The organism is Hydrotalea flava, assembly GCF_001623405.1.
GTDB classification, from domain to species: Bacteria; Bacteroidota; Bacteroidia; order Chitinophagales; family Chitinophagaceae; genus Hydrotalea; species Hydrotalea flava.
Genome location: NZ_LUHG01000039.1, coordinates 17584 through 42079, shown reverse-complemented (window position 1 = coordinate 42079; position 24496 = coordinate 17584). Strand labels below are relative to the sequence as shown.

At 36.5% G+C, this 24496-nt stretch carries 20 protein-coding genes and 1 tRNA gene; 15 read left to right on the top strand and 6 right to left on the bottom strand.

From position 1 onward, the window contains the following. Positions 1–16: 16 nt before the first annotated feature. From A0F92_RS02080 to A0F92_RS02065, 4 genes are all read left to right on the top strand, one after another. On the top strand, positions 17–517 hold the full coding sequence (locus A0F92_RS02080; RefSeq protein WP_253810056.1) for a DUF1573 domain-containing protein: 501 nt from the start codon (positions 17–19) through the stop codon (positions 515–517). A 12-nt stretch (positions 518–529) separates the two neighbouring features. Then, positions 530–865, top strand: a complete 336-nt coding sequence (locus A0F92_RS02075) for a hypothetical protein (RefSeq protein WP_068241186.1) — start codon at positions 530–532, stop codon at positions 863–865. A 54-nt stretch (positions 866–919) separates the two neighbouring features. Next, complete coding sequence (locus tag A0F92_RS02070; RefSeq protein ID WP_167516746.1) at positions 920–2089, top strand: glycosyltransferase family 2 protein; 1170 nt, start codon at positions 920–922, stop codon at positions 2087–2089. Between the two features lie 119 nt (positions 2090–2208). Continuing rightward, the gene (locus A0F92_RS02065; protein WP_068241184.1) at positions 2209–2826 is read left to right on the top strand and encodes a Yip1 family protein; all 618 of its coding nucleotides are present in this window, start codon (positions 2209–2211) and stop codon (positions 2824–2826) included. Positions 2827–2875: 49 nt separating this feature from the next. Here the strand turns inward: A0F92_RS02065 and A0F92_RS02060 are convergent. After that, positions 2876–2950, bottom strand: a tRNA-Val gene (locus A0F92_RS02060). Between the two features lie 62 nt (positions 2951–3012). Further along, positions 3013–3303, bottom strand: coding sequence for a hypothetical protein (locus A0F92_RS02055; protein ID WP_068241182.1), 291 nt, complete (start codon positions 3301–3303; stop codon positions 3013–3015). 207 nt (positions 3304–3510) lie between these two features. On the opposite strand from A0F92_RS02055, the gene A0F92_RS02050 reads away from it, so the two are divergent. Beyond that, positions 3511–3840, top strand: coding sequence for a DMT family protein (locus A0F92_RS02050; protein ID WP_068241180.1), 330 nt, complete (start codon positions 3511–3513; stop codon positions 3838–3840). Positions 3841–4061: 221 nt separating this feature from the next. On the opposite strand, the gene A0F92_RS02045 is transcribed toward A0F92_RS02050, so the two are convergent. Next, on the bottom strand, positions 4062–5069 hold the full coding sequence (locus A0F92_RS02045; protein WP_068241178.1) for a WD40/YVTN/BNR-like repeat-containing protein: 1008 nt from the start codon (positions 5067–5069) through the stop codon (positions 4062–4064). A 46-nt stretch (positions 5070–5115) separates the two neighbouring features. On the opposite strand from A0F92_RS02045, the gene A0F92_RS02040 reads away from it, so the two are divergent. After that, the gene (locus A0F92_RS02040) at positions 5116–5847 is read left to right on the top strand and encodes a tRNA threonylcarbamoyladenosine dehydratase (RefSeq protein WP_068241176.1); all 732 of its coding nucleotides are present in this window, start codon (positions 5116–5118) and stop codon (positions 5845–5847) included. On the opposite strand, the gene A0F92_RS02035 is transcribed toward A0F92_RS02040, so the two are convergent. Together A0F92_RS02035 and A0F92_RS02030 are read right to left on the bottom strand one after the other, a co-directional pair. After that, the gene (locus tag A0F92_RS02035; RefSeq protein WP_068241174.1) at positions 5844–7016 is read right to left on the bottom strand and encodes an exo-beta-N-acetylmuramidase NamZ family protein; all 1173 of its coding nucleotides are present in this window, start codon (positions 7014–7016) and stop codon (positions 5844–5846) included. The genes A0F92_RS02040 and A0F92_RS02035 overlap by 4 nt on opposite strands. A gap of 18 nt (positions 7017–7034) precedes the next feature. Next, positions 7035–7463, bottom strand: a complete 429-nt coding sequence (locus A0F92_RS02030; protein WP_068241172.1) for a YkgJ family cysteine cluster protein — start codon at positions 7461–7463, stop codon at positions 7035–7037. A 331-nt stretch (positions 7464–7794) separates the two neighbouring features. Between A0F92_RS02030 and A0F92_RS02025 the strand changes: the two genes are divergently transcribed. The 4 genes from A0F92_RS02025 (at position 7795) to A0F92_RS02010 (ending at position 14406) form a co-directional block, all read left to right on the top strand. Then, positions 7795–9678, top strand: a complete 1884-nt coding sequence (locus A0F92_RS02025) for a DNA topoisomerase IV subunit B (protein ID WP_068241170.1) — start codon at positions 7795–7797, stop codon at positions 9676–9678. A gap of 30 nt (positions 9679–9708) precedes the next feature. Next, positions 9709–10542, top strand: coding sequence for a DUF1835 domain-containing protein (locus A0F92_RS02020; RefSeq protein ID WP_068241168.1), 834 nt, complete (start codon positions 9709–9711; stop codon positions 10540–10542). 68 nt (positions 10543–10610) lie between these two features. Next, entirely contained in the window at positions 10611–13130 is a 2520-nt protein-coding gene (locus A0F92_RS02015) for a DNA gyrase/topoisomerase IV subunit A (RefSeq protein ID WP_068241166.1), read from the top strand. A gap of 91 nt (positions 13131–13221) precedes the next feature. After that, on the top strand, positions 13222–14406 hold the full coding sequence (locus A0F92_RS02010) for an acetyl-CoA C-acyltransferase (RefSeq protein WP_068241164.1): 1185 nt from the start codon (positions 13222–13224) through the stop codon (positions 14404–14406). Between the two features lie 62 nt (positions 14407–14468). On the opposite strand, the gene mtaB is transcribed toward A0F92_RS02010, so the two are convergent. Further along, entirely contained in the window at positions 14469–15743 is a 1275-nt protein-coding gene (gene mtaB / locus A0F92_RS02005) for a tRNA (N(6)-L-threonylcarbamoyladenosine(37)-C(2))-methylthiotransferase MtaB (protein WP_068241162.1), read from the bottom strand. Between the two features lie 145 nt (positions 15744–15888). On the opposite strand from mtaB, the gene A0F92_RS15465 reads away from it, so the two are divergent. The 5 genes from A0F92_RS15465 (at position 15889) to A0F92_RS01985 (ending at position 24496) form a co-directional block, all read left to right on the top strand. Continuing rightward, complete coding sequence (locus A0F92_RS15465) at positions 15889–16086, top strand: hypothetical protein (protein ID WP_253810054.1); 198 nt, start codon at positions 15889–15891, stop codon at positions 16084–16086. 326 nt (positions 16087–16412) lie between these two features. Continuing rightward, complete coding sequence (locus A0F92_RS02000; RefSeq protein ID WP_068241160.1) at positions 16413–19694, top strand: glycosyltransferase family 117 protein; 3282 nt, start codon at positions 16413–16415, stop codon at positions 19692–19694. Positions 19695–19866: 172 nt separating this feature from the next. Next, positions 19867–20964, top strand: a complete 1098-nt coding sequence (locus tag A0F92_RS01995; RefSeq protein ID WP_068241158.1) for a vWA domain-containing protein — start codon at positions 19867–19869, stop codon at positions 20962–20964. A 32-nt stretch (positions 20965–20996) separates the two neighbouring features. Then, positions 20997–22544, top strand: coding sequence for a sigma 54-interacting transcriptional regulator (locus A0F92_RS01990; RefSeq protein WP_068241157.1), 1548 nt, complete (start codon positions 20997–20999; stop codon positions 22542–22544). A gap of 32 nt (positions 22545–22576) precedes the next feature. Then, the gene (locus A0F92_RS01985) at positions 22577–24496 is read left to right on the top strand and encodes a gliding motility-associated C-terminal domain-containing protein (protein WP_068241155.1); all 1920 of its coding nucleotides are present in this window, start codon (positions 22577–22579) and stop codon (positions 24494–24496) included.

Here is a 24496-nt window from a genome sequence, read left to right as displayed (position 1 = left end):
AAAAAGAAGTAATTGAATGTATAGAATGAAAAATAATGGAAGTTTGTTTTTTGTTGCTTGCTTTTTGTTACTTATTGTATCTTGTAGCAATGAGGGTAATAAAAATTCGTATGAAAATAATTTAGGAATTCGTCCTGCAAGCATTGCACAATTAGATTCAGCCCATTACACTGCCATACAATGGATGGATTCTATTATCAATATCGGTCATGTTTTTTATGGGGATACTATTTTAATAAACTATCAATTTAAAAATACAGGAAATGGCCCGCTTTATTTAACGGAAGTAAGACCGGGATGTGGCTGTACAGTTGCGGCTTATCCCAAAAATGCCATATTGCCGGGCGATTCGGGTGTTTTGCAAGCAAAATATACAACAGAAGGTTTCCCGGGTGATATTAAAAAAAATATTACAGTAAAATCAAATACTGTAAATGGCATTTATCATACACTAGTATTTTATGGAACATTAGGTAAAGACAGTTTGCAACATAAAAACACTACATATACAAAATAAATAGATTATACTATGCGAAAATATTTTTCAGTTACATCAATTTTTATTGCATTATTATTGGCTTGTAATACCATTAAAAATCCAACCCCTCAGGAAGTACAGCAACATTTAACCACTGCTATGCAGGATTATCTGCAAAAAACGCAACAACGCGATAGCAATAAAGTGTTATTTACTGTAAAAAGTGTTGCTTATTATGAAGAGGCAAAATATTATATCTGTGATTTTAAAGTACACATGCAAACCAATCCAAATATAGTGATTCCTGATTTGCCTAAAATAGATACCATTGGTACCATGCATTGCCGTATCAGTAAAGATTTTCAAATCGTTACCAGGGTATATTAATTCTTTTGCATTGCTGTCAGATTAGTATATTTAGCCCCATTTATAGGATTGTTTATGATTGAATGGGTGTTTTGGTTTTCTTTTGCAGTAATGCTGTATACTTATGTTTTGTATCCGGTTATATTGTTTCTGTTTGTACAGATGAAACAAAATATTCAAACCAAAAGCAATACGATTATTGGTACAAATCATATTCCGAATGTTACAGTCATCATTTCTGCATACAATGAAGCAGATTGTATCAATGCAAAAATTCAAAATTCAATTGCTTTAAATTATCCTGCCGATAAAATTTCCTGGATAGTGGTGACCGATGGCTCAACCGATGGCACCAATCAAATAGTTGCCACATATTCTCAGATACGTTTATTGCATCATGCAGAAAGGCTGGGTAAGTTACATGCTATGAACAGGGCTGTAAACGAAAGTACAGCTGATATTTTAGTATTTACAGATGCCAATTCTATCCTGAATTTGGATTGCCTGCATTATATGATTCCACATTTTAGTAATGCCAGAACAGGAGCCGTGTCAGGTGAAAAAAAAATATTGATTCCTGCCGATGCAGATGCAATGATTGGAGAAGGTATTTACTGGCGATATGAATCTTTTCTGAAAAGAATGGAATCGAAATTTAATACGGTAATAGGTATGCCGGGTGAATTATTTGCTATTCGAAAAAATTTATATCCCCTGCTTCCGGTGAATACAATTACAGAGGATTTCAGTATTGCCATGCATGTAATACAACAGGGGTATACAATTCAATATGAACCGAAAGCTGTTGCTGCAGAAAGCCCCTCACTAAATATTGCTGCAGAATTAAAACGAAAAAAAAGAATTGCTGCCGGTAGCATTCAAACTTTATTACATACAATACATTTGTGTAACCCATTTTTATATCCTTCCATAGCATTTCAATATATTAGCCATAAAATTTTACGGTGGTTAGTGATTCCTTTTTTATTGCCTGTTTTATTGGTATCTTCTATTTATTTGTGGCAGCACACACATCAACTGGTTTTTATCAGCAGCAGTTGCCTGCAAATTTTATTTTATACATTGGCAATATTTGGCTGGTTGGCTGAGTGGATGTGCCTCAGTATTAAATGGTTGTATATTCCATTTTATTATTGTTTTATGAACCTCTCCATGTTGTTGGGCATTGTGATGTATTTGCGTGGTAAGCATACGGTATTGTGGGATAAAGCCCTACGTAAATAAGGCAAATGGCACTGTAGAAATAATGAATTCATTATTTTTCTATGTTTTCTTTTCATTGTTTTTAACTAAATACTTGTAAATACCACCTGTGTTTTTTATTTTGTTAAAAAACTAATCATATGCATATTGTTAACAGGGTAAAGGGTATCATTACCAACCCTAAACAGGAATGGTTGACCATATCAGACGAAACACAATCAATGAATAGTGTTATTAGCACCTATGTTGTACCTTTAGCCATTATTGGTGCTTTAGCTGCCTTTGTTGGCTATGGCTTTGTTGGGAAAAATGTGGTATTATTCAGAATGTCAGGCATAGCATGGGGAATTAATATGGCAGTGGTACATTTTATTGCAGTTATTATAACAGTGATTGTATCAACTTTCATTGTAGATATGTTAGCTACCAGTTTTGGTTCAGAAAAAAATTTGAACCGCTCTGCACAATTGGTGGCCTATTCTTATACACCATCTTTAATTGGTGCATTTTTAACTGTAATTCCCGCTTTAGCTATTCTTGGAAGTTTGTTTGGGTTGTATGGAATTTATTTATGGTACATAGGTTTAGGCCCCATAAAAAATACACCGGAAGATAAAAAAGCAACTTATTTAATCGTTTCAATCATTGTATTGTTTGTGGTGTTTTTTATTATCAGCGCCATTATTTCATCTATCATGTTTGCCATACTTGGTTTGGGTATGTATGGTGCAATGAGTGGCACAATCCATTTTAGCTAATCATTTTTAAGCAATAAAAAAAGCGAAACAATTTGTTTCGCTTTTGTAGTGGGAGTTGACGGGGTCGAACCGCCGACCCTCTGCTTGTAAGGCAGATGCTCTAAACCAACTGAGCTAAACTCCCTTCCCTTTCGTTGTTTGGGAGTGCAAAAATAGGGTGTGATTCATAACTACCAAAAATTTTTTTTAATTCAGTTGCAAAGCAGGCAATCTATATTGTGTACCATCATACATAAAAAGGGTTTCTATGCTATACTGCCAGTATTTGTATAAAGGCATTTTATCCATAAATTTTGCGGCCTGCTCTTTGTTTTCAGCGTTCATGATAATCCATACGGTTTGTGTTTCCATGCTTACTGCATAGGTTTCTATGATGCCTTTATTCATTAAAAAATTAATATACGTTCTGTGTGCCGGTAGTAATACCATAAAATCATCATCCATGGTAAAATGCACAATTATCTGATACTTGTTCATACACATTTTTTTATAATTTCTACAACCTCTGTTTCTTTTCTGTTATATAGTAATTACAACAATTTTTGTGCATCTATTGTTTTCATGGCATTTTGTCAACCGTTTTATTTTCAACTCTAGCAGAACAACTATATTGCACATTAAATTAACTGATATTATAACAGTTCAAGTAAATTAAAATATTATTTTCAACTATTTTTTTAATGTATGAAAACAATTGGCTTACTCATCGTTTCTAATGTATTTATGACTTTTGCCTGGTATTGGCACTTAAAAGCAACCGGAATACCCTTATGGAAAGCGATTGTTATTAGCTGGTCGATTGCTTTTTTTGAGTATTGCTTAACTGTGCCCGCTAACCGAATGGGTTTTTTAGAGGGATGGAATGGGTTTCAGTTGAAAATTGTTCAGGAAGTAATTACATTGATTATTTTTTCATTTTTTGCCGTTTTGTATTTGAAAGAACCATTGCGTTGGAATTACTTGGTTAGTTTTTGCTTAGTAATGGGTGCCGTATATTTTGCATTTAAAAAATAAACGAACTATTTTTTTATTCTTTGCATAGTAGCAGTGCCAAAAAACTAAGGCCGCTATTTAAAATGATTAGCCCCAAGTTTCCATCCAAAACCATGGGTTATTCTGCATTTTTCGAATACCAGCTTCAATAGTAATACATGATCCAGCATCGGTCATTAGGCATCCTATTCCGGCAAAAATCAACCATTTTTTTCTTACAATTCGATTCATCATTCAATTGTTTAAAGTATAAGTTTTGCTAATCTTCCTTTATTACCTGCTAAAAAAATTTGTTTGTTTGCAGTAATACAAATGGTATGAAATGAAGCATTACTGATGGACTGCCAATGCAAGCCATCATCATAACTAATATCTATGCCTGAGGTGCCACAACAAATCCATGTTTTATTTTGTATGTGTTTTACACAAGAACGATATCCATTCGGTGCCTGAATGGGTGTTTTTATTTGTATAGAAGGATGTAGGGTTACAATGGCCGCATTGCCTCTTGCAGTGGTATCGTGCATAAAATCGCCACCTACAACTATGCAAGTATGCTGATAGCAATCTATTGAGTTGGCACCTTGTGATGCACTTCCCTGCATTAAGGGTAAAGGATAAACAAATTGGCTATTGATGTATAATTTAGATGCGGTACCTCCACTAACCATCCATTTTGCATTTGTTTTTTTCCAAATAAAAATATTGCTGTTACTCGATGCAAAGAATGCTTCTCCATTCTCAAAAACAGGCAAATCATTCGTTATGGTTTGCCATGATTGCACTCTGTTAATAGTAGTTGCCATAAACGGATGTTGTGTTGAAACCGGATCGCCAATTACCCAACCTTTTTCTTTGTTGGTAAAAAATAATGCATCTAAAAACATACCTTTTGCATCATTCTTAAATAAAATATTCCAATGTAAACCACCATCAGTGGTTTTTAATAACAATGCCGGTTCGCCCACTGCCATAATAATGGCTTCATTTTCATCAAATGCCTGTATGGCTCTAAAATCACTTGTTGCAAAATCATTCACAGTTAACCAATGCCAATGTTGGCCTCCATCTGTACTTTTGGCTACCTGTCCATTACTACCAGCAGCCCAAATAATGCGATTACCAACTGCACTTAAAGTTCTAATGGAAGTTGTTACGCTGCTATCCGTTAGCATTTTAAGATGCTGACCAAATAATATTTGTGAGGTAAAGTGCATACAAGTGATAAAAAACAGTTTCCATGAAGCCATTTTATTACAATTTTGCAACTTGAAAATAACTTAAAATGCTGAATATATGATTCCGTATTGGATGAGCAGAACAAATTTATTATTACATGAAAATGCCATTGAAACCTTACAATCCAAAAAAATACTCTTAGTGGGTTTAGGCGGTGTAGGTGGTATTTGTGCTGAAATGTTGGTTAGGGCTGGAATTGGTCATCTTACCATTGTAGATAATGATAAGGTAGATGCCAGTAATATTAATCGCCAGTTGATTGCACTGCACTCCACTGTTGGCGCACCAAAAACCGATATGTGGTTGCAACGTTTACAGGATATTAATCCGGCTTTGCAAGCAGAAATTGTACAGGTGTTTGCAGATAAACAATGGATTCAGGAATATATTGTGCCGGGAAAATTTGATTATGTAATTGATTGTATTGATACCCTAACGCCTAAAGTGTTTTTATTGCAGCATTGCCATCAGCATCAAATTCCAATTGTAAGTTCAATGGGGGTTGGTGGAAAAATAAATCCCTCAGCCGTAACTATTTGCGATATTGCTGAAACTTATGAGTGCGATTTGGCTAAATATGTTCGCAAAAAATTGCGCCGTGCAAAAATTTACTCGGGTATTAAAGTGGTGTTTAGTCCCGAACCCGTTTTGCCCGGAAGTATACAGGTTACCGAAAATGCAAAGCCTAAAAAATCAATTATTGGTACCATTAGTTATATGCCGGCTATTTTTGGTTGTATGTTATCCAGTATTGTTATTAAAGATATATTGGGTGTTTCAACTGATTAGTAAAGGAGATGGGGTAACATGGTTTGCTGCCAGCTTTCGCTAATATTAAGTAAAGCGTGTAAGTGTTGCAAATAGCTTTCCATATCGCTCTCAAATAAATTTTCTGATGAAGGGATGCCCAATAATTTATCTAAATGATTCACCCCGGTTGGATTTACATGGGTTACATAACCTTGCCAGGCAAAATGGTTTGGGTGCAAATCATGTATCAGTTTTATTAATATCAACCCCGTATAAACCGGCCTGAATTTTTCCGGATGGTGAATTTTTAGAACAATGCCATTGCAGGTTTGGCCCATATATTTGCCGGTTTCGGGTATAAAACAGGTGGTTGCTGCGCTTACATTGTCAAATAACAGTTGGTTAATGGTAGAAGCTACAAGCGTAGCATTCATCCATGGTGCGCCGGCTGCATAAAATGAATAAGGTGTTCCTCTTCCTTCAGAAATATTGGTTGCTTCTAAAAATGCAGTGCCGGTATAGCATAAAGCAGCTTCAAAGCAACGAATGGCGGGTGATGTGGGTACAAATGCTGTTTCCCAATCGGGCTGAAAGCTGTTTCTATCATAATATTTACAGGGAACAATGGTAAGTGGCGCATTCAATTGCAGCACTTTGTTAAAATATTGTGCCAGTTCACCCAATGTACAACTATGACGAACTGGCATAGCCCATCTGCCGATAAATGAAGCGCAGGCTGTTTGTAACATAGGCCCTTCAGCCAGATCAAACCTGCCGGAAACAGGATTGGGCCTGTCTGCAATGATCAAAGGTTTTTGAGAATCACCTGCCGCTTCCAATACATAGGAAAGTGTCCACAAATAAGTATAAAATCTGGCGCCTACATCCGGAATATCAAATAACAACAGGTCAATGTCTTCTAAATCGGCTACATCTGGTTTCAGCTTTGCACCATATAAACTAATGATCGGCAAACCTGTTAGTGCATCTTTTCCATTATCTATCAAAACCCCATCGGCTCCTTTTACATCTAAACCATGTTCCGGAGAAAAAAGTTTAACAATATTAAATTGTTTTTGAAGCAAGGCTTTTCGCGATGGGATACCTTCCTTTGTTTGAGCTGCATGATTGGTAACAAAACCAATCCGTTTGTGCTTCCATGCCGGAATTGCTCGAACCAATACATCAATTCCTGATTCAGTGGCCATTATTTAAACAAGCTGGTTTTAAATAAAATCCAATGCCACTTTTAAATGTTCTACAACATTAAATATAATAGGGCATCGGTCGTAATGCATAAATGTAGTAAAAGTTCGGTCATTAAAACCCGGAACATGTAAGCCTGGAAATTCTCTGCATCCCTGAAATCGGTGTTCGTATATGCTGCATTGCGTTATTTTCAGAAAAGGGCAGGGGATGCTGTTCATTAATAAGGTAGCCGAACTGCCTTTTTCAATATATTGTGCATCAAAATCGTTGCGTTGCAACTTTAAATGTGCTGCAACATGACTGGCTTCTTCTTCAGAAACATTGATCATTAAACTTTTGCAACAATTGCCGCAGGCCTTGCAATCAATTTGGGGGCTAATTTCATTGTTCAACTGCTGTACTTTATCGTCCACCAATTGTGGGGTTTGTGCTTTTAAAAAAGCCATGAAACGCCGATTGTTTCCTTCATTTTCATGGGTAAAAGAAGCAATTTGAGATAGGCTGGTTTCAATATGAAGTGGCTGACTGATGCGGTAAACATAAACAAATAATTTTGGCTGAAAACCGGTGTTTCAACTATATTTTATCCACAAAAAAACTAAAATGTAGAAAAACAAACTTTTATAAGTGCTGCACAGGCTTAGATTTGCGGTTGGTAGGAAGGAACACCACGTTCAATAATTTGTGTTGATATCTTCTGATGCACCGGCTCAATTTTCACCTTTGGGTAATGGATTGGGCTATTGTGCTAATTTTAAACATTAAAAATTGTGCATTATGGCAGTTGAACAAGCAGGAAAATATACAGAAGATGATATTAAAAGTTTAGACTGGAAAGAGCATATTCGCCTCCGGCCAGGTATGTATATTGGTAAATTAAGTGATGGTTCTGCACCTGATGATGGAATTTATGTTTTAATTAAGGAAGTTGTAGATAACTGTATTGATGAACATACCATGGGTTTCGGTAAAAATGTCAATATTAATATTGATGGGAAAACGGTGCATGTTCGCGACTTTGGCAGGGGTATACCATTGGGAAAATTGGTGGATGTAGTCAGTAAAATTAATACCGGCGCTAAATACGATAGTAAAGCTTTCCAAAAAAGTGTAGGATTGAATGGCGTGGGTACCAAGGCTGTAAATGCACTAAGTAGTTATTTTAGCGTTACGGCTTTTCGCGATGGGAAAATGAAAACAGCCGAATTTGAAAGGGGAAAATTAATAAAAGAAACCAAAGAAGAAAAAACATCCGAACCTAATGGTACGCTGGTAAGCTTTATTCCGGATGAGCAAATTTTTAAAAATTATCATTTCCGATTCGATTTTATTGAAAATCAGATCTTGAATTACTGCTATTTAAATGCAGGACTTGTAATCAATTTTAATAATAAAAAATTTGTAAGTAAAAACGGATTACTCGATTTATTGGAACATAAAACCAATCCGGATGAATTACGGTACCCCATTATACATTTAAAAGGAGAAGATATTGAAGTAGCCATTTCGCATAATAACGATTATGGAGAAGATTTGTATTCTTTTGTAAATGGTCAGTTTACCACACAGGGTGGTACACACCAGCAAGGTTTCAGGGAAGCATTTGTAAAAGTAATCAGAGATTTTTTCAAGAAAGATTATGAGGCTTCCGATATCAGAACCAGTATCGTTGCTGCCATTTCTATTCGTGTGCAGGAACCTGTGTTTGAAAGCCAAACCAAAACAAAATTAGGCTCTCAACACATGTTTGAAGGTGGCCCTTCCGTTAAAAAATTCATCGAAGAGTTTTTAGGTAAAGAATTAGATAATTATCTGCATCGAAATCCTGCCATTGCAGATGCGCTTAAGAAAAGAATTGAGCAAAGCGAAAGGGAAAGAAAAGAATTAGCAGGCATTAAAAAAATTGCCAATGAGCGGGCAAAGAAAGCCAACCTGCACAATAAAAAATTACGCGATTGCCGTATCCATTTTAATGATGAACCTCCCGCTAAAAACAGGCAGGAGTATATTGAATTAATGAATCAGTCTACCATTTTCATTACAGAAGGTGATAGCGCCAGTGGTTCCATTACAAAATCACGAAAAGTAGATACACAGGCTGTATTCAGTTTGCGGGGTAAACCTTTAAACAGCTACGGACTTACCAAAAAAATTGTGTATGAAAATGAGGAGTTTAATTTATTGCAACATGCGCTTAATATTGAAGAAGGAATGGAGGGGCTGCGTTACAAAAACATTGTAATTGCAACAGATGCAGATGTAGATGGGATGCACATTCGGTTATTATTAATGACCTTTTTCCTGCAATTTTTTCCGGAACTGGTAAAGCAAAACCATGTATTTATTTTAGAAACCCCTTTATTCAGAGTGCGTAACAAACAGGAAACCATATATTGTTACGATGAAACTGAAAAGCAGGCTGCTATTGCAAAACTGGGTAATAAGCCTGAAATAACCCGCTTTAAAGGGCTAGGTGAAATTTCGCCGGAAGAGTTTGGACGATTTATTGGAGATGATATTCGCCTGCAACCTGTTTTATTGGAACAAGGCGATCATATACAACAACTATTAGAGTATTATATGGGCAAAAACACACCACAAAGACAGGAATTTATTATTGATAATTTAAGAGTAGAATTAGATTTGGTAGAAGCTGTTTAAAAAATTATGACTAAGCAAAACTATAGAAGCATGATGCATGTTGTTTTTAACACTGCCGATGTTGAGGTTTTAAAAAAAGCAATGGAATTAGATGAAACCTTGCAAGGCGATATAATTCAAATAAAAGATGATTTTTCTATTGGGCCGGTTACTGATATTTATGAAACTTATGGTTATCAATTACGTAAAGACTGGTGGAAAGAAGTGTTGCACTATTCACCCTATGCCAATCAGTTGGATATTGTAGATGATAAACTAACGGTACATCAGTTGTGCAATAAATTAAACGAAGATAAAGCTGGTAATGTTTGGATTTGGATGGGGCAAAATGCACGTGATGTATGTGGTTATTATTGGTTAATGTTTCAGTTAACTGAATTTCAGGGGCAGGTATTTATCTTATACATGAATAATCTTCCATTTATCAATGAAAAAGGTGGCATATTTTATCCTGCTTATTTACATGAAATACAGCCCAAAGAATTTTTAAAGGCAAAAAAATTGGCTCGCCTCATCACACTCAGCGAATTTGAAGTAGATCCGGATGAATGGAAAAAAATAGGCTCTGAAAATGGCTTGGTTCGAATTTTAGAGGGCGGTAAAAAAATTGTGAGCAAAGAAGTGAGTTATTATGATAAGGACATTTTGTCGGTTATTGGTGCTGAGCCGCAGAAACTGCTGAAATTATTACAACAGTTTTATTCAAAATCTAAATTAAAAATTGCCGATACATTTTTTGTATGGCGTTTACGAGAGCTGATGAAAGAACAAAAACTTGCTGCAAAAGGCAATTGGGAAAAGGGCTGGAAAGATATTGAAGTGATGCAGATGCAAACAGTGCATACAGAAAGTGAATCGTTGTAATGGTTTTGAATAAAAATGAATAAAGCGTTAAGTAAATAATCAATTGTTAAAAGCGTGCAGGGAAGATTATGGCAAATGAAAAAACAGAAAACACAGTATATCAAAACGATAATGGCATACAAGGGCAATACAAAAACTGGTTTTTAGAATATGCCTCCTATGTTATTTTGGAAAGGGCAGTACCGGCAATGGAAGATGGCTTAAAACCCGTTCAGCGACGTATTTTACATGCCATGAAAGAAATGGATGACGGGCGTTTTAATAAAGTTGCCAACATCATCGGGCAATCCATGCAGTACCATCCACATGGGGATGCTTCTATTGGCGATGCATTGGTAAATATGGGGCAAAAAGATTTGCTGATTGAAACACAGGGTAACTGGGGCGATATTCGTACCGGCGATGCAGCAGCGGCACCCCGTTATATAGAAGCCAGATTAAGTAAATTAGCACTTGAAATTGCATTCAATGCCAAAACAACCAATTGGCAATTAAGTTATGATGGACGTAAGCAGGAGCCCGTTGCCCTGCCTATGAAATTTCCATTATTATTGGCGCAGGGTGCTGATGGTATTGCGGTAGGGTTATCTACCAAAATTTTACCCCATAACTTTTGCGAAATTTGTGAGGCATCCATTAAATACCTCAAAGAAAAAAAATTTGAACTCTATCCCGATTTTCAAACGGGTGGGATGATTGATGTAAGCAATTACAACGATGGTAAACGCGGTGGCAAAATCAGAGTGCGTTGTAAAATTGAAGAGCTTGATAAAAAATCACTCATCATTCGCGATGTGCCTTATAGCGTTTCAGTTTCACAACTTTGCGAAAGTATTACCAAAGCCAATGATCAGGGTAAAATAAAAATTAAAAAGTTAACAGAATTCACCGGCAAAAATGTTGAAATTCAGGTTGATCTGGCTCCCGGTATTTCGCCCGATATTACCATTGATGCTTTGTATGCATTTACTGATTGTGAAGTGAGCATTTCTCCAAATGCCTGTGTTATTGTTGATCAAAAACCCGCATTTATTTCTGTAACTGAATTATTAAAGAAAGCGGTTGACAATACCAAAAATTTATTACAACAGGAACTCCAAATTAAACTGGGTGAATTAAATGATAAATGGCATTATACTTCACTTGAAAAAATATTTTTTGAACAGAAAATTTATCAGGAATTAGAGAAAAAATATCCAACCTGGGAACATGTATTACTGGCTATTGAAAAAGCTTTTGTGCCTTATTCAAAACAATTAAAGCGTGCCGTAACGCGTGAAGATGTGATTAAATTAACCGAAAAGCCGGTTAGAAGAATTTACAAATTAGATATTGATGAACTCATCCATCAAATTAAAGCCATTGAGGAAGAAATGAATCAGGTACAATATCATTTAGAACATCTTACCGAATACACCATTCAGTATTTCGAAAATTTATTAAAAAAATTTGGTAAGGGAAGAGAACGTAAAACAGAAATAAAACCCTTCGATGTTATTAAAGTACAACAGGTAGCCATTGCTAATACCAAAGTGTACATGAATCGTGCAGAAGGATTTATTGGAACATCACTTAAAAAAGATGAATATCTGTTCGATTGTTCAGATTTTGACGATATTATTGTGTTTACCCGAAGAGGGATCATGAAGGTAATTCGGGTAGGTGAAAAAAACTTTATAGGTAAAGATATTTTACATGCAGCCGTGTTTACTAAAAACGATGAACGCACTACTTACAACATGATATATGTTGATGGTGAAAGTGGTGTTAATTATGCCAAACGTTTTAATGTTACCAGCATTACCCGAGATAAAGAATACGATTTAACGAAAGGAAGCGATAAAAGTAAGGTGCTATATTTTTCTGCTAATCTCAATGGTGAAGCAGAAGTGGTTAAAATTATATTAAGCCCCAACTGCAGTGCCCGTAACAAAGAATTAGATTTTTATTTTGAAGAAATTGAAATCAAAGGAAGATCCAGTCAGGGAAATATTGTAACCAAATATCCCATACGTACCGTTAAATTTAAAGAAGCCGGAAAAAGCACTTTAGAAGGGCGCAAACTTTGGTTTGATCAGCAATTTGGCCGGTTAAATACAGATGAAAAAGGATTGTATTTAGGCAGTTTTGAAGATGAAAATATTTTGGTGATTTATAAAGATGGTAATTATGAAATTACCAATACCGAGCTCAACCAAAGATTTGATACAGAGAAAATAGTTTTAATTGAAAAGTTTGATCCCAACAAAATCATTACCGCTATCTATAAAGATGCAACAAAAAACCAATTTACGGTGAAGCGCTTTAAGATTGAAACATCAACACTTCAAACCAAATTTTTATTTATAAAAGAGGGTGATGATAATTATATTGAAGCTGTAACAACTGAAGAGGAGCCCATTTTAACTGTTGAAACCGGAAAAGGGGCTCAAGTGCGAAAAGCAAAATTTAAGATTTTTAAAATGGTAGAAGTAACCGGCTGGAAATCAGTTGGCGCAAAATTGATGGATTATGCAAAAGCCATTCAAATGCATTGGGAGGGGGCACCACCTGCCGATCAGCAACAACCGGAATTATTTAATGATTAATTCAATATTGTGTTGCTGTGAGGTTCAAAATTTTTATGATTTATTTACTAACGCTTGTTAGCTAATTGTATCTTTGTGCAAATATTGCAACATGGAAAAAAGAACAGTATACATTGTATCGGCTATAAGAACGCCGATAGGTAGCTTTGGTGGAAGTTTAAAGTCGTTATCTGCCACACAATTAGGTGCCATTGCTATTAAAGCTGCAGTTGAAAAAACAGGCATTGCCCCCGATGCAGTGGAACATGTTTATATGGGGAATGTATTACAAGCCAATGTTGGTCAGGCACCGGCAAGGCAGGCTGCTATATTTGCAGGTTTGCCACCCAAAGTGGTTTGTACTACTGTAAATAAAGTTTGTGCCAGTGGTATGAAGGCAATTGCACAAGGCATGCAGGATATATTATTGGGCGATGCAGATATTGTTGTGGCCGGTGGTATGGAAAGTATGAGTAATGTGCCTTTTTATGTACCCAATATGCGTTGGGGTAACAAATATGGTGATAGTACTTTAATAGATGGTTTGGCAAAAGACGGACTGGTGGATGTTTACCATAATTATGCCATGGGTAATGCAGCTGAGCTATGTGCCAAAGAATGCCATATTTCAAGAGATGAACAGGATGCATTTGCTATAGAAAGCTATCATCGAAGTCAGGCTGCCATACAGGAAGGAAAATTTTTAAATGAAATAGCGCCCGTTACCATTCCGCAACGCAATGGCAACCTCGTTATCATTGATAAAGATGAAGAACCCTTTAACGTTAAATTCGATAAAATTCCTTCATTAAAGCCGGCCTTTCAAAAAGAGGGTACCGTTACGGCTGCCAACGCATCTACCATGAATGATGGTGCCGCAGCAGTGGTATTAATGAGTAAAGAAAAGGCAGATGCATTGGGTATAAAACCATTGGCCATCATTCGCTCTTATGCCGATGCTGAGCAAGCACCTGAATGGTTTACAACAACACCCAGCCTTGCTGTGCCAAAAGCTGTTGCAAAAGCAGGTTTTTCTATGAAGGATATTGATTTTGTTGAAATTAATGAAGCCTTTTCGGTAGTAGGTTTGGTGAATATCCAAAAAATGGGGTTAGATGCATCAAAAGTAAATGTACATGGTGGTGCAGTATCATTAGGGCATCCGTTGGGTTGCAGTGGTGCGAGAATTATTGTTACATTATTGAACGTTTTAAAGCAACATCAGGGTAAAATTGGAGCAGCGGGTATATGCAATGGTGGCGGGGGGGCAAGTGCCATGGTAATTGAGCTGGTATAATTCGCCTGTTATTCAATAAAAACCATACGCAGAATGCAAGTGCATCAATCAGCGTATGGTTTTTATATTTCCCAATCAACAATTTGATTGGCCCATTCTTTTCTGTAAGGTGTTTGTATGCGAATATAATTATCGGTATAGCCCTCCATCATACCATTCTTTTCAGCATCTTCAAACAATACTTTTCGTTTGGCACCACTTTGTTGGGCGATAAAGTATTGTAATTTTTTAAAGGATAAGTTACGTAAAATTTTATTTCTTTCATTTCTAATGTGTATGGGAACAATGCCATCCATTGTTATGGCTAAAGTATTGGGCCTTTCCGAATAGGTAAATACATGCAGGTAACTCACGTCTAATTCATGCAAAAACTGGTGTGTTTCATGAAAGGCTTCATTCGTTTCGCCGGGAAAACCCACAATAACATCTACACCAATGGCACAATGCGGCATCAGGGTTTTAATTTGCTGAACTTTTTCACGATATACTTCTCTTTTGTATCGGCGGCGCATCAATCCAAGAATGTTATCACTTCCACTTTGTAATGGAATATGAAAATGCGGCATGAATTTTTTGCTGCCTGCAACAAACTGAATAATTTCGTTAGATAGCAAATTGGGCTCAATAGAAGAAATTCTAAATCTTTCAATTCCTTCAATATGATCTAATTGCTGAATTAACTGAAAAAAATTCTCCTGTTTCTTTTTGCCATCCGGCCCTTGCCCAAAATCGCCCAAATTAACACCGGTTAACACAATTTCCTTAATACCACTTGCGGCAATGGCTTCGGCATTTTTAATTACGGAAGCAATGGTATCGCTTCGGCTAATGCCTCTGGCCATCGGGATGGTACAAAATGAACAGTTATAATTACATCCATCCTGTACTTTCAAAAAAGTGCGGGTGCGATCGTTGATAGAGAATGCTGCATTAAATCCGGATACAGTTTCTATATCACAACTGTAAATGGTAGCAGATCCGGTGTTTTTTGTAAGTTGTTCAATATGTTGCACAATATTGAATTTTTCTGCTGCGCCTAACACCAAATCTACCCCGGGTATGTCAGCAATTTCTTTCGGTTTTAATTGGGCATAACAACCGATAATCACTACAAAACTATCCGGCGCATTCCGTTGTATTCTTCTCACAATTTGCCGACACTCTTTATCAGCATTATCAGTAACTGAACAGGTGTTAATGACATAAACATCCGCTATGTCATCAAACGATTTTTTTTGGAAACCTTCCTGCTCCAGCCTTCTGGAGAGGGTAGAGGTTTCAGAAAAATTTAATTTACAGCCTAATGTGTGTAAGGCTACCGAGCGCTGCTTTTCCATGCTGCAAATATAAGCTGCCGAAAATATTTTTCTTCAGGTGTTTTATACTGCAATCAGCCTCTCATTGTATTGTTAGAATGGCGATAAATAACTTTTTATTAAAGTTCAAAATAGCTTATTTTGCTTTGATATAAATCAGTTTTGAGTGAGTAACAGAGAAAAATCACCACATATTCTCAATACATCTTCTAATTTATTGGGTATTTGTTTTATTCTACTGGCGTCTTTAAAAGTGATGAATATTTCAGATAAAACTTTTATTGATGAAGTGACCACCATTGTCATTGTGTTGTTTATGGCCAGTTGTATTTTATCGTTCATTGCTATCCGAAATAAAACATAAAGAAGTCAGTTCTATGAAAATATTGCAGATATTGTTTTCATTTCAGGGTTATCATTACTCTTCATTACCACTCTTTTGTTTAGTTTTAATGTAATAAAATAGTAATGCTACGTGCTATTTTCATCCATCTGGTAAAAAAATACGTTCAAAACCATTGTGTTCAAAACTAAGAGTTGCGTGGTGAGTGCATCTTTTTCAGTATAAAAACATCCATTCAAACTATTTAAACCAAAATTTCATAATAAAGTAGCTTGTATTAAACAAAGCATTTTAAATTTTCCTATTAAAAAGCTATGTTTGCTCCGCTCTAAAAAAAATAAAAACCCATGAATTTTAAAAAGACCAATAATCTGGTAGGCTGGGCAGTTGCATTAATTGCCTGTACTGTTTATGTGCTAACTACTGAAGCGAATGGCAGCTTTTGGGATTGTGGCGAATTTGTAAGTAGTAGCTTCAAGTTACAGATTCCGCATCCACCCGGAGCTCCTTTATTTGTGATGTTGGGGCGCCTTTTCATTATTTTATTTGGCAACAACCCACTTACAGCTGCTAAAGCAGTGAATGTAATGAGTGCTTTGGCCAGTGGATTTACTATTTTGTTTTTATTTTGGACCATTACGCATTTTGCCAGAAGAATTGCCAAAGTTGGCGTAAATGATACAATGACTACCACCCAAATGTGGAGTATTATGGGTGCAGGTGTAGTGGGGGCATTGGCCTATACATTTACCGATTCTTTTTGGTACAGTGCCGTGGAAGGTGAAGTATATGCGATGAGTTCATTTTTTAGTGCAATCGTTTTCTGGGCTATTTTAAAATGGGATAACGTTGCCGATGAACCCGGTGCTGATCGCTGGTTAGTATTGATTTTCTTTTTAATTGGATTATCTATTGGTGTACACTTGTTGTGTTTACTCAATATTCCTGCAGTGGTAATGGTTTATTATTTCCGCAGAAGAGAACAGTTTAATTTTAAAGCCATTCGCAAATGGTTTTTAATATTGGTTATTGCCGGTGGCTTTTTAGCATTTATTGCTGCTTTAATTGGCGCATCTGCCGATGCAAGTGATAATGTACCTGCCGATAATACGGTTGCAGCTTTAATGATTGTAGGTATGCTGGCTGCCATTGGTATTTTGTATTTAATAGAAAAAATTTACAAAGAGAAAAAAGAATATTATGCAGGCATTTATATCTTTTTCCTGATCGGTTGTATTTTAACAGGTGTGGTACAAATATTTGTAATTCAATATTCTATTAAATATGCCGGTGTATTTGACCGGATTTTCGTGAACAATTTAGGCTTGCCATTTTTTAGCGGATTTACTTTCTTTTTTATTGTATTAGCTGGATTAATTTGGTGGGGATTGCGTTATGCACAAAAGAAAAACTGGGCGTATTTACGATTGGCTTTATGGTGCTTTACATTTGTTTTATTGGGTTACAGTACTTATTTAACTACTATGATTCGCAGTATTGCCAATCCTGCCATTGATATGTACAATGTAGACAATCCTTTAAGTCTGGTTGGTTATCTGGGTCGCGATCAGTATGGTGATTTCCCATTGTTATACGGACAAAAATTTACTGCCAGCCCTGTTGATTATAAAGAAGGGGCTATGAAATACCAAAAAGGGAAAGATAAATATGTGGCCATTGGTCGTGATGGTCATTATGTGTACATGCCCGATGATAAAATGGTATTTCCCCGTGTTTGGGATGCCAGTAACGATCAATATCATGCCGATTACTATGCCAGTTTTTTGGGCATACAGAAATACAGGGATAAAAACGGACAAGTACAATATGATAGAACTCCAAATCAATTAGATAATTTCCGCTTTTTAGTACAATACCAGTTTTATTGGATGTATTTCCGCTATTTTGCCTGGAATTTTATTGGCAAACAAGATGATGTACAGGGCGTATTTATTGGAAATGTAAGAGATGGGAACTGGATTACGGGCATTAGTTTTATTGATAACCTGATTTATGGTAACCAAAGTTTATTGCCCGATAGCATTAAAAACAGTAAAGGCCATAATACACTTTTTGCATTACCCTTTATTTTAGGATTAATTGGTTTATTCTACCATTTCAAAAAAAGAGGGGATGATGCTATCAGCAACTTTTTATTATTCTTCTTTACAGGTATTGCCATTATCATTTATCTGAATCAGGCAGGCAATCAGCCTCGCGAACGAGATTATGCTTATGTAGGCAGTTTTTATGCATTTGCTGTTTGGATTGGGCTGGGTGTTATGAAGGTGATTGAATGGTTCAGTAAAAAACTGCCACAATCAACTGCCGCTATTCTGGCCACCTTACTATGTTTATTAGCCGTACCTACCGTAATGGCGCAACAAGAATGGGATGATCATGACAGAAGCAGAAAAACTTTAGCCAGAGATTTGGCCAAAGATTATTTGGAAAGTTGTGCACCCAATGCCATTTTATTCACTTTTGGTGATAATGATACCTATCCGCTTTGGTATGCACAAGAGGTAGAAGGCATCAGAAAAGATATTCGTGTCATTAACTATAGCCTGCTGGGCATTGACTGGTATATTAATGAGTTACGGTATAAAATTAATGAGAGTGATCCCATTGATGTAATATATACTGCCGATCAAATTGAAGGCAGAAAGCGTGATTATATTGTATACCAACCCAAACCCAACATTCCACAAGATCGTTATTATGATTTGTACGATTTAATGAAGAATTATGTGGGCAGTAATGATCCCGATAAAATGGTGGATCGTGGTGGTGGAGATGTTATCAATACTTTCCCGGTTCGCAAAGTATCAATTCCGGTTGATACAGCATTGGTACGCAAAAACGGTACCGTTAACCCGGGAGATACAGTTGTTTCAGAACTTCGTTTTGAAATACCACGTGGCACTTTAATGAAGAATGATATTGCCATGCTGAATATCATCGCAGCCAATAAATGGAAACGCCCCATTTACTTTACCGGCTACTTCAGCGACTTGGGTTTCCAAAAGTATTTAAGGAAGGATGGCTTATCGTATAGACTGGTTCCTGTTGAGAACCAATATATCAATACCGATACCATGGAAAATAACTTGTTGCATAAATTTGCATTTGGTGGTGCTGATGTAAAGAATGTTTATTTTGATGAAGAAAACAGAAGGCATTTACTAACCATCCGTCAGGCTTATGCCGAATTAGCCAGCGATTTGGCCGATAAAGGCCGTAAAGCGGAAGCCAGAGAAGTATTGGAAAAAGCCGATAAGGGCATGCTACAGGAAAACTTCCCTTATGGTATGGTAAGCAGAGCTAATTACCATGATAGAATTTCATTACAATTCTTAGATGCCTGTTACCGTGCCGGCGATACTACTTTGGCCGCAAAAGTGAGCGCTTCCGTTAAAAAAGATATAGAACAGCAAATTATGTTCTACAACGGGTTATCGGGAAATAATGCAGAAAATATGGCCGATGATAAACAAACAGCCGAAAGCTATTTGAAAGCATTAGAACAGTTAAAAGAAATGTACAATCCTAAATTACCGGTACTGGAAAATGGAAAATTACCCGGAATGGATAGCGGGAAGTTAAAACAAGCCGCACCCAAAAAATAGATTGATTCCTTTATATAAATTGAAAAGACCGCTCCAAAAGCCGGTCTTTTTTTAACCATATTACTTTTAAATTGTTAATTCATAATAGATAGTATTCTGATGGGGCTTTTAGATGAGCATCATTTACATGTATTAATATTTTTGTAACGTTTTTTTAAGTAGTTTACAACACATGCAAGGTCATCGTTTTATCGGTTTCAATCCTTCCGAAAATCAGCAATCAATTTTTGAACAATTGCTCAATATTTTCATGCAGTTACTCACCTATACCAATGGTGATGCTGCTGAAGCATTGCAATGGATGAATGAGTTAGATAAACAATATCAGCTTACCAATCCCGAATATGGTATGGGCGATTTTATTGAAGATTTGAAACAAAATGGTTATTTGGAAGAAAATACAGTTACCGGTAGTTTTAAAATTACTTCTAAAAGTGAACAAACCATTCGTAAAAAAAGTCTGGAAGAAATTTTCGGAAAATTAAAAAAATCTAAATCGGGCAACCACACTACTTTCAAACCCGGACAGGGCGACGAAATTAATCCCGAAACCCGCCCATTTCAGTTTGGAGATATGTTAGAGCAAATTGATTTTACACAAAGTATTCGCAATGCACAAATCAATCATGGTATTGAAAGCTTTTCTATGTACGAAGATGATTTGCAAATCAGAGAAACCGATTTTAAAACGCAAACATCTACCATATTAATGATTGATATTTCACACTCCATGATTTTATATGGCGAAGACAGAATAACACCGGCCAAAAAAGTAGCCATGGCATTAAGCGAACTCATTACTACCAAATATCCAAAAGATACTTTAGATATTGTTGTATTTGGCAATGATGCGTGGACGGTGGAAATAAAAGATTTACCTTATCTGCAGGTGGGTCCATACCATACCAATACAGTAGCCGGATTAGAATTGGCAATGGATTTGTTGCGCAGAAGAAAAAATCCGAATAAACAAATTTTCATGATTACCGATGGAAAACCCACCTGTTTAAAAGTTGGGAAAAAATATTATAAAAATAGTTTTGGGATAGACCGAAAAATTTTAAATCGCTGTATTAACCTTGCGGCACAGTGCAAAAAATTAAAAATTCCCATTACAACTTTTATGATTGCATCTGATCCCTATCTACAGAAATTTGTACAAGAGTTTACGGAAATGAATCAGGGCAAAGCATTCTTTGCAGGATTAGATAAATTGGGTGCCTTTATTTTTAAAGACTTTGAAAGTGGGAAAAACAAAACATTATATTAATTGATTTCATACAATAGGCAAAAAAATAGCAGATGACAGATTATAAAAAAATTACAACACTTGGTGCACTTAAAAAATCAGGTTACATTTCTAAATCAGTAAAAGAAGAAGTTCGGCAAAACTTAATTGCTAAAATTCATTCCAAAGAAAATCCATTCAGCGGTATTTATGGATATGAAGACACGGTAATACCCGATACAGAACGGGCGTTATTATCGCGCCACAATATTTTATTTTTAGGATTAAGAGGGCAGGCCAAAACCAGAATTGCCCGGCAGATGGTGCAATTGCTGGATGAATATATTCCAGTAGTTGCAGGTAGTGAAATTAATGATAATCCACTGCACCCCATCAGCAAATATGCCAAAGATCAGTTAGCAGAATATGGAGATGATATGCCCATTACCTGGTTACACCGATCTGAAAGATATGGTGAGAAATTAGCAACTCCTGATGTAAGTGTTGCGGATTTAATTGGTGATATTGACCCTATTAAAGCGGCCAATCTTCGATTGAATTTTGCGGATGAAAGAGTGATTCATTATGGTATCATTCCTAGAAGTAACAGGGGTATTTTTGTCATCAATGAAATTCCTGATTTACAGGCACGCATCCAGGTGTCTTTGTTCAATATATTAGAAGAAGGTGATATCCAAATACGCGGTTTTAAATTAAGAATGCCACTGGATATTTTATTTGTTTTTACCGCTAATCCGGAGGATTACACCAACCGCGGCAGCATTGTTACACCGTTAAAAGACAGAATACAAAGCCAGATCTTAACCCATTATCCTAAAAATATTGAAACCGCATTGGCCATTACCGAACAGGAGGCTGCAATTTTACCCGAACAGGTTGAAAAAGTTAGCGTTAGCGATTTAATGAAACGATTGTTGGAACAAATTGCATTTGAAGCAAGAAACAATGAATATGTTGATAAAAAAAGTGGGGTGAGTGCCCGTTTAACTATTGCTGCTTTTGAAAATGCAATGAGCAGCGCTGAAAGACGTGCCATTATTTTTAATGAAAAACATACACAAGTATGGATTAGTGATTTAATGGGAACCATTCCTTCTATCACAGGTAAAATTGAATTGGTATATGAAGGTGAACAGGAAGGTCCTTATCAGGTTGCACTGAATTTAATTGACAGAGCAATCCGTAGCCAGTTTATTCAATACTTCCCTAACCCGGAAATGCTAAAAAAGAAAAAGCCCGCCGGTAAAAAATCGACGGAAGAAAAAACAGAAGAAAATCCCTATAAAGCCATTATTCGTTGGTTTGATGCAGGTAACCATATAGATCTATTGACAGATATGAAAGATAGTGAAAAAATTGCAGAATTATACAAAGTGGATGGTTTGTATGCTTTGATAAAAAAATATTTTCATTATGCCAATGAAAAAGAAAATGCACTATTAATGGAATTTGTATTGCATGGCCTGGCAGGCTATTCGCTCATTAGTAAGAAAATGCTGGATGGCAAAATTGAGTTTAAAGATTTAATGGGAAGTATCATGAATTTAAATGCAATGAATTTTGGAGATGATGACGATTTGAATGAAGATGATTTTAATTAATAGTGCAAATTTGCATATAAATAAAATTTTTCATGCCCATCAAACAGATTGTATATTTTATTTTTTTTACATTGCTTGCCGGTGGGTTACATGCACAATTGTGTTCGGGCAGTTTGGGCGATCCTGTTATCAACATCACTTTTGGCAGCGGCAATAATCCGGGTCCCGCTTTGCCCTTTGGTGTTACCAATTATATTTATGTTCCGAACGATTGTCCGAAAGACGGCTATTATACCATTGCAAATGCTACCAATGGTTGTTTTGGCAATACCTGGTTTCGTTTAACTGAAGACCATACTCCCAATGATGTAAATGGTTATATGATGCTCATCAACGCATCTTATGATCCCGGCGATTTTTATGTAGATACCGTAAAGGGTTTATGCGGCAGCACAACCTATGAGTTTGCATCGTGGGTATTGAATTTAAATACAGGTATTGCATGCAATGGCAATCCAATTTTAGCCAATGTTACCTTTAGTATTGAAACAACAACCGGCACAGTATTGCAACAATACTCAACAGGCGATATTCCTACTTCCATTGCACCATTATGGCGGCAATATGGTTTTTATTTTTCAACGCCTAATAATACCAGTAATGTGGTGATTCGTATGCGTAATAATGCACCTGGTGGCTGTGGTAATGATTTGGCTTTGGATGATATTACTTTTAGACCTTGTGGCCCCTTAATTACTGTTACCAATAATGGTCAAACTACTAATACCAATATTTGTGATACCGACAAGCGAAATATTTTACTGAATAGTACCGTTTCTTCCGGCTTTAATAATACCCAATACCAATGGCAAACTTATGTAAATGGAAACTGGCAGGATATTGCAGGAGCTAACAACAACAATTATGTTCGTTTGCCAACACCTGCAGGAAATTATCAATACCGCGTTGTGGTAGCACAGGGTAATAATATTCAGCTGCCGGCATGCAGAGTGGCTTCTAATGCCTATGCCATTGGGGTTGAACCTAAGCCTTCCATTTCCATACAAACCAATAATGCTGCTTGTTTGGGCGATAAGTTACAGGTATCTGCCAGCAGCGCCGGTAATCAATATCGATGGTCAGGTCCTTCCGGTTTTCAAACAACACAACCATCCTTCTCTATCTTTCCATTAACCAATCAAAATGAAGGTTACTATTATGTAAATACTACTACTGCTTTGGGATGTACCAATACCGATTCAGTTTTTGTAAGCGTAAGCCCCATACCGTTGGCTAATGCAGGTTCTTCGCAAACGGTTTGTGAAGGCAGTAGTGTTGTGTTAAGAGGAAGTGGGGGAGAAAAATACAAATGGGTGCCTGCTGCTAATTTATCTTCTGATACCATACCACAACCCACTGCAACGCCCGCCGATAGTACCATGTATTATTTAACGGTAAGCAATGGTAATTGCAACCGAACCGACAGTGTAATGGTGAATATTTTACATTTACCGGAGGCAGCAGCGGGTAAAAGCTTTACCATTTTTGAAGGAGATCAGGTACAATTGAATGGAAGTGCTGCAGGTGATGACATTCAGTATTTCTGGACTCCGGATTATAATATTTCAAATACGAATATTTTGGATCCGGTGGTTTATCCCATTAAAGATACTACTTATACACTTCATGTAGTATCGCAGCAGGGTTGTGGCGAAGCTGTCAGTAAAATATTTATAAGGGTGTATAATAAAATAAGTGTGCCCAATGCATTCTCGCCCAATGGTGATGGCATTAATGATTTTTGGGAAATAAAAGACCTATATACTTATCCTACAGCAGATGTAAGTGTATTTGATAGAAACGGGCAAATGATCTTTCATACAATAGGTTATGGTAAACCCTGGGATGGTACCTATAACGGCAAGTCGGTACCGATAGGCACCTACTATTACATCATCAACTTAAATAACGGAACACCGCTGCGTTCCGGTTCGGTATTGATTATTCGGTAA

Bases quoted from the DNA above. Each gene is read 5' to 3' on its own strand.
- A0F92_RS02075 (WP_068241186.1), top strand. From the start codon at position 530: ATGCGAAAATATTTTTCAGTTACATCAATTTTTATTGCATTATTATTG.
- A0F92_RS02015 (WP_068241166.1), top strand. From the start codon at position 10,611: ATGGCAAATGAAAAAACAGAAAACACAGTATATCAAAACGATAATGGC.
- A0F92_RS02010 (WP_068241164.1), top strand. From the start codon at position 13,222: ATGGAAAAAAGAACAGTATACATTGTATCGGCTATAAGAACGCCGATA.
- A0F92_RS02040 (WP_068241176.1), top strand. From the start codon at position 5,116: ATGATTCCGTATTGGATGAGCAGAACAAATTTATTATTACATGAAAAT.
- A0F92_RS02080 (WP_253810056.1), top strand. From the start codon at position 17: ATGTATAGAATGAAAAATAATGGAAGTTTGTTTTTTGTTGCTTGCTTT.
- mtaB (WP_068241162.1), bottom strand. From the start codon at position 15,743: ATGGAAAAGCAGCGCTCGGTAGCCTTACACACATTAGGCTGTAAATTA.
- A0F92_RS02030 (WP_068241172.1), bottom strand. From the start codon at position 7,463: ATGGCTTTTTTAAAAGCACAAACCCCACAATTGGTGGACGATAAAGTA.
- A0F92_RS02020 (WP_068241168.1), top strand. From the start codon at position 9,709: ATGATGCATGTTGTTTTTAACACTGCCGATGTTGAGGTTTTAAAAAAA.
- A0F92_RS02045 (WP_068241178.1), bottom strand. From the start codon at position 5,069: ATGGCTTCATGGAAACTGTTTTTTATCACTTGTATGCACTTTACCTCA.
- A0F92_RS01990 (WP_068241157.1), top strand. From the start codon at position 20,997: ATGACAGATTATAAAAAAATTACAACACTTGGTGCACTTAAAAAATCA.
- A0F92_RS01995 (WP_068241158.1), top strand. From the start codon at position 19,867: ATGCAAGGTCATCGTTTTATCGGTTTCAATCCTTCCGAAAATCAGCAA.
- A0F92_RS02025 (WP_068241170.1), top strand. From the start codon at position 7,795: ATGGCAGTTGAACAAGCAGGAAAATATACAGAAGATGATATTAAAAGT.
- A0F92_RS01985 (WP_068241155.1), top strand. From the start codon at position 22,577: ATGCCCATCAAACAGATTGTATATTTTATTTTTTTTACATTGCTTGCC.
- A0F92_RS02070 (WP_167516746.1), top strand. From the start codon at position 920: ATGATTGAATGGGTGTTTTGGTTTTCTTTTGCAGTAATGCTGTATACT.
- A0F92_RS02050 (WP_068241180.1), top strand. From the start codon at position 3,511: ATGAAAACAATTGGCTTACTCATCGTTTCTAATGTATTTATGACTTTT.
- A0F92_RS02035 (WP_068241174.1), bottom strand. From the start codon at position 7,016: ATGGCCACTGAATCAGGAATTGATGTATTGGTTCGAGCAATTCCGGCA.
- A0F92_RS02055 (WP_068241182.1), bottom strand. From the start codon at position 3,303: ATGAACAAGTATCAGATAATTGTGCATTTTACCATGGATGATGATTTT.
- A0F92_RS02000 (WP_068241160.1), top strand. From the start codon at position 16,413: ATGAATTTTAAAAAGACCAATAATCTGGTAGGCTGGGCAGTTGCATTA.
- A0F92_RS02065 (WP_068241184.1), top strand. From the start codon at position 2,209: ATGCATATTGTTAACAGGGTAAAGGGTATCATTACCAACCCTAAACAG.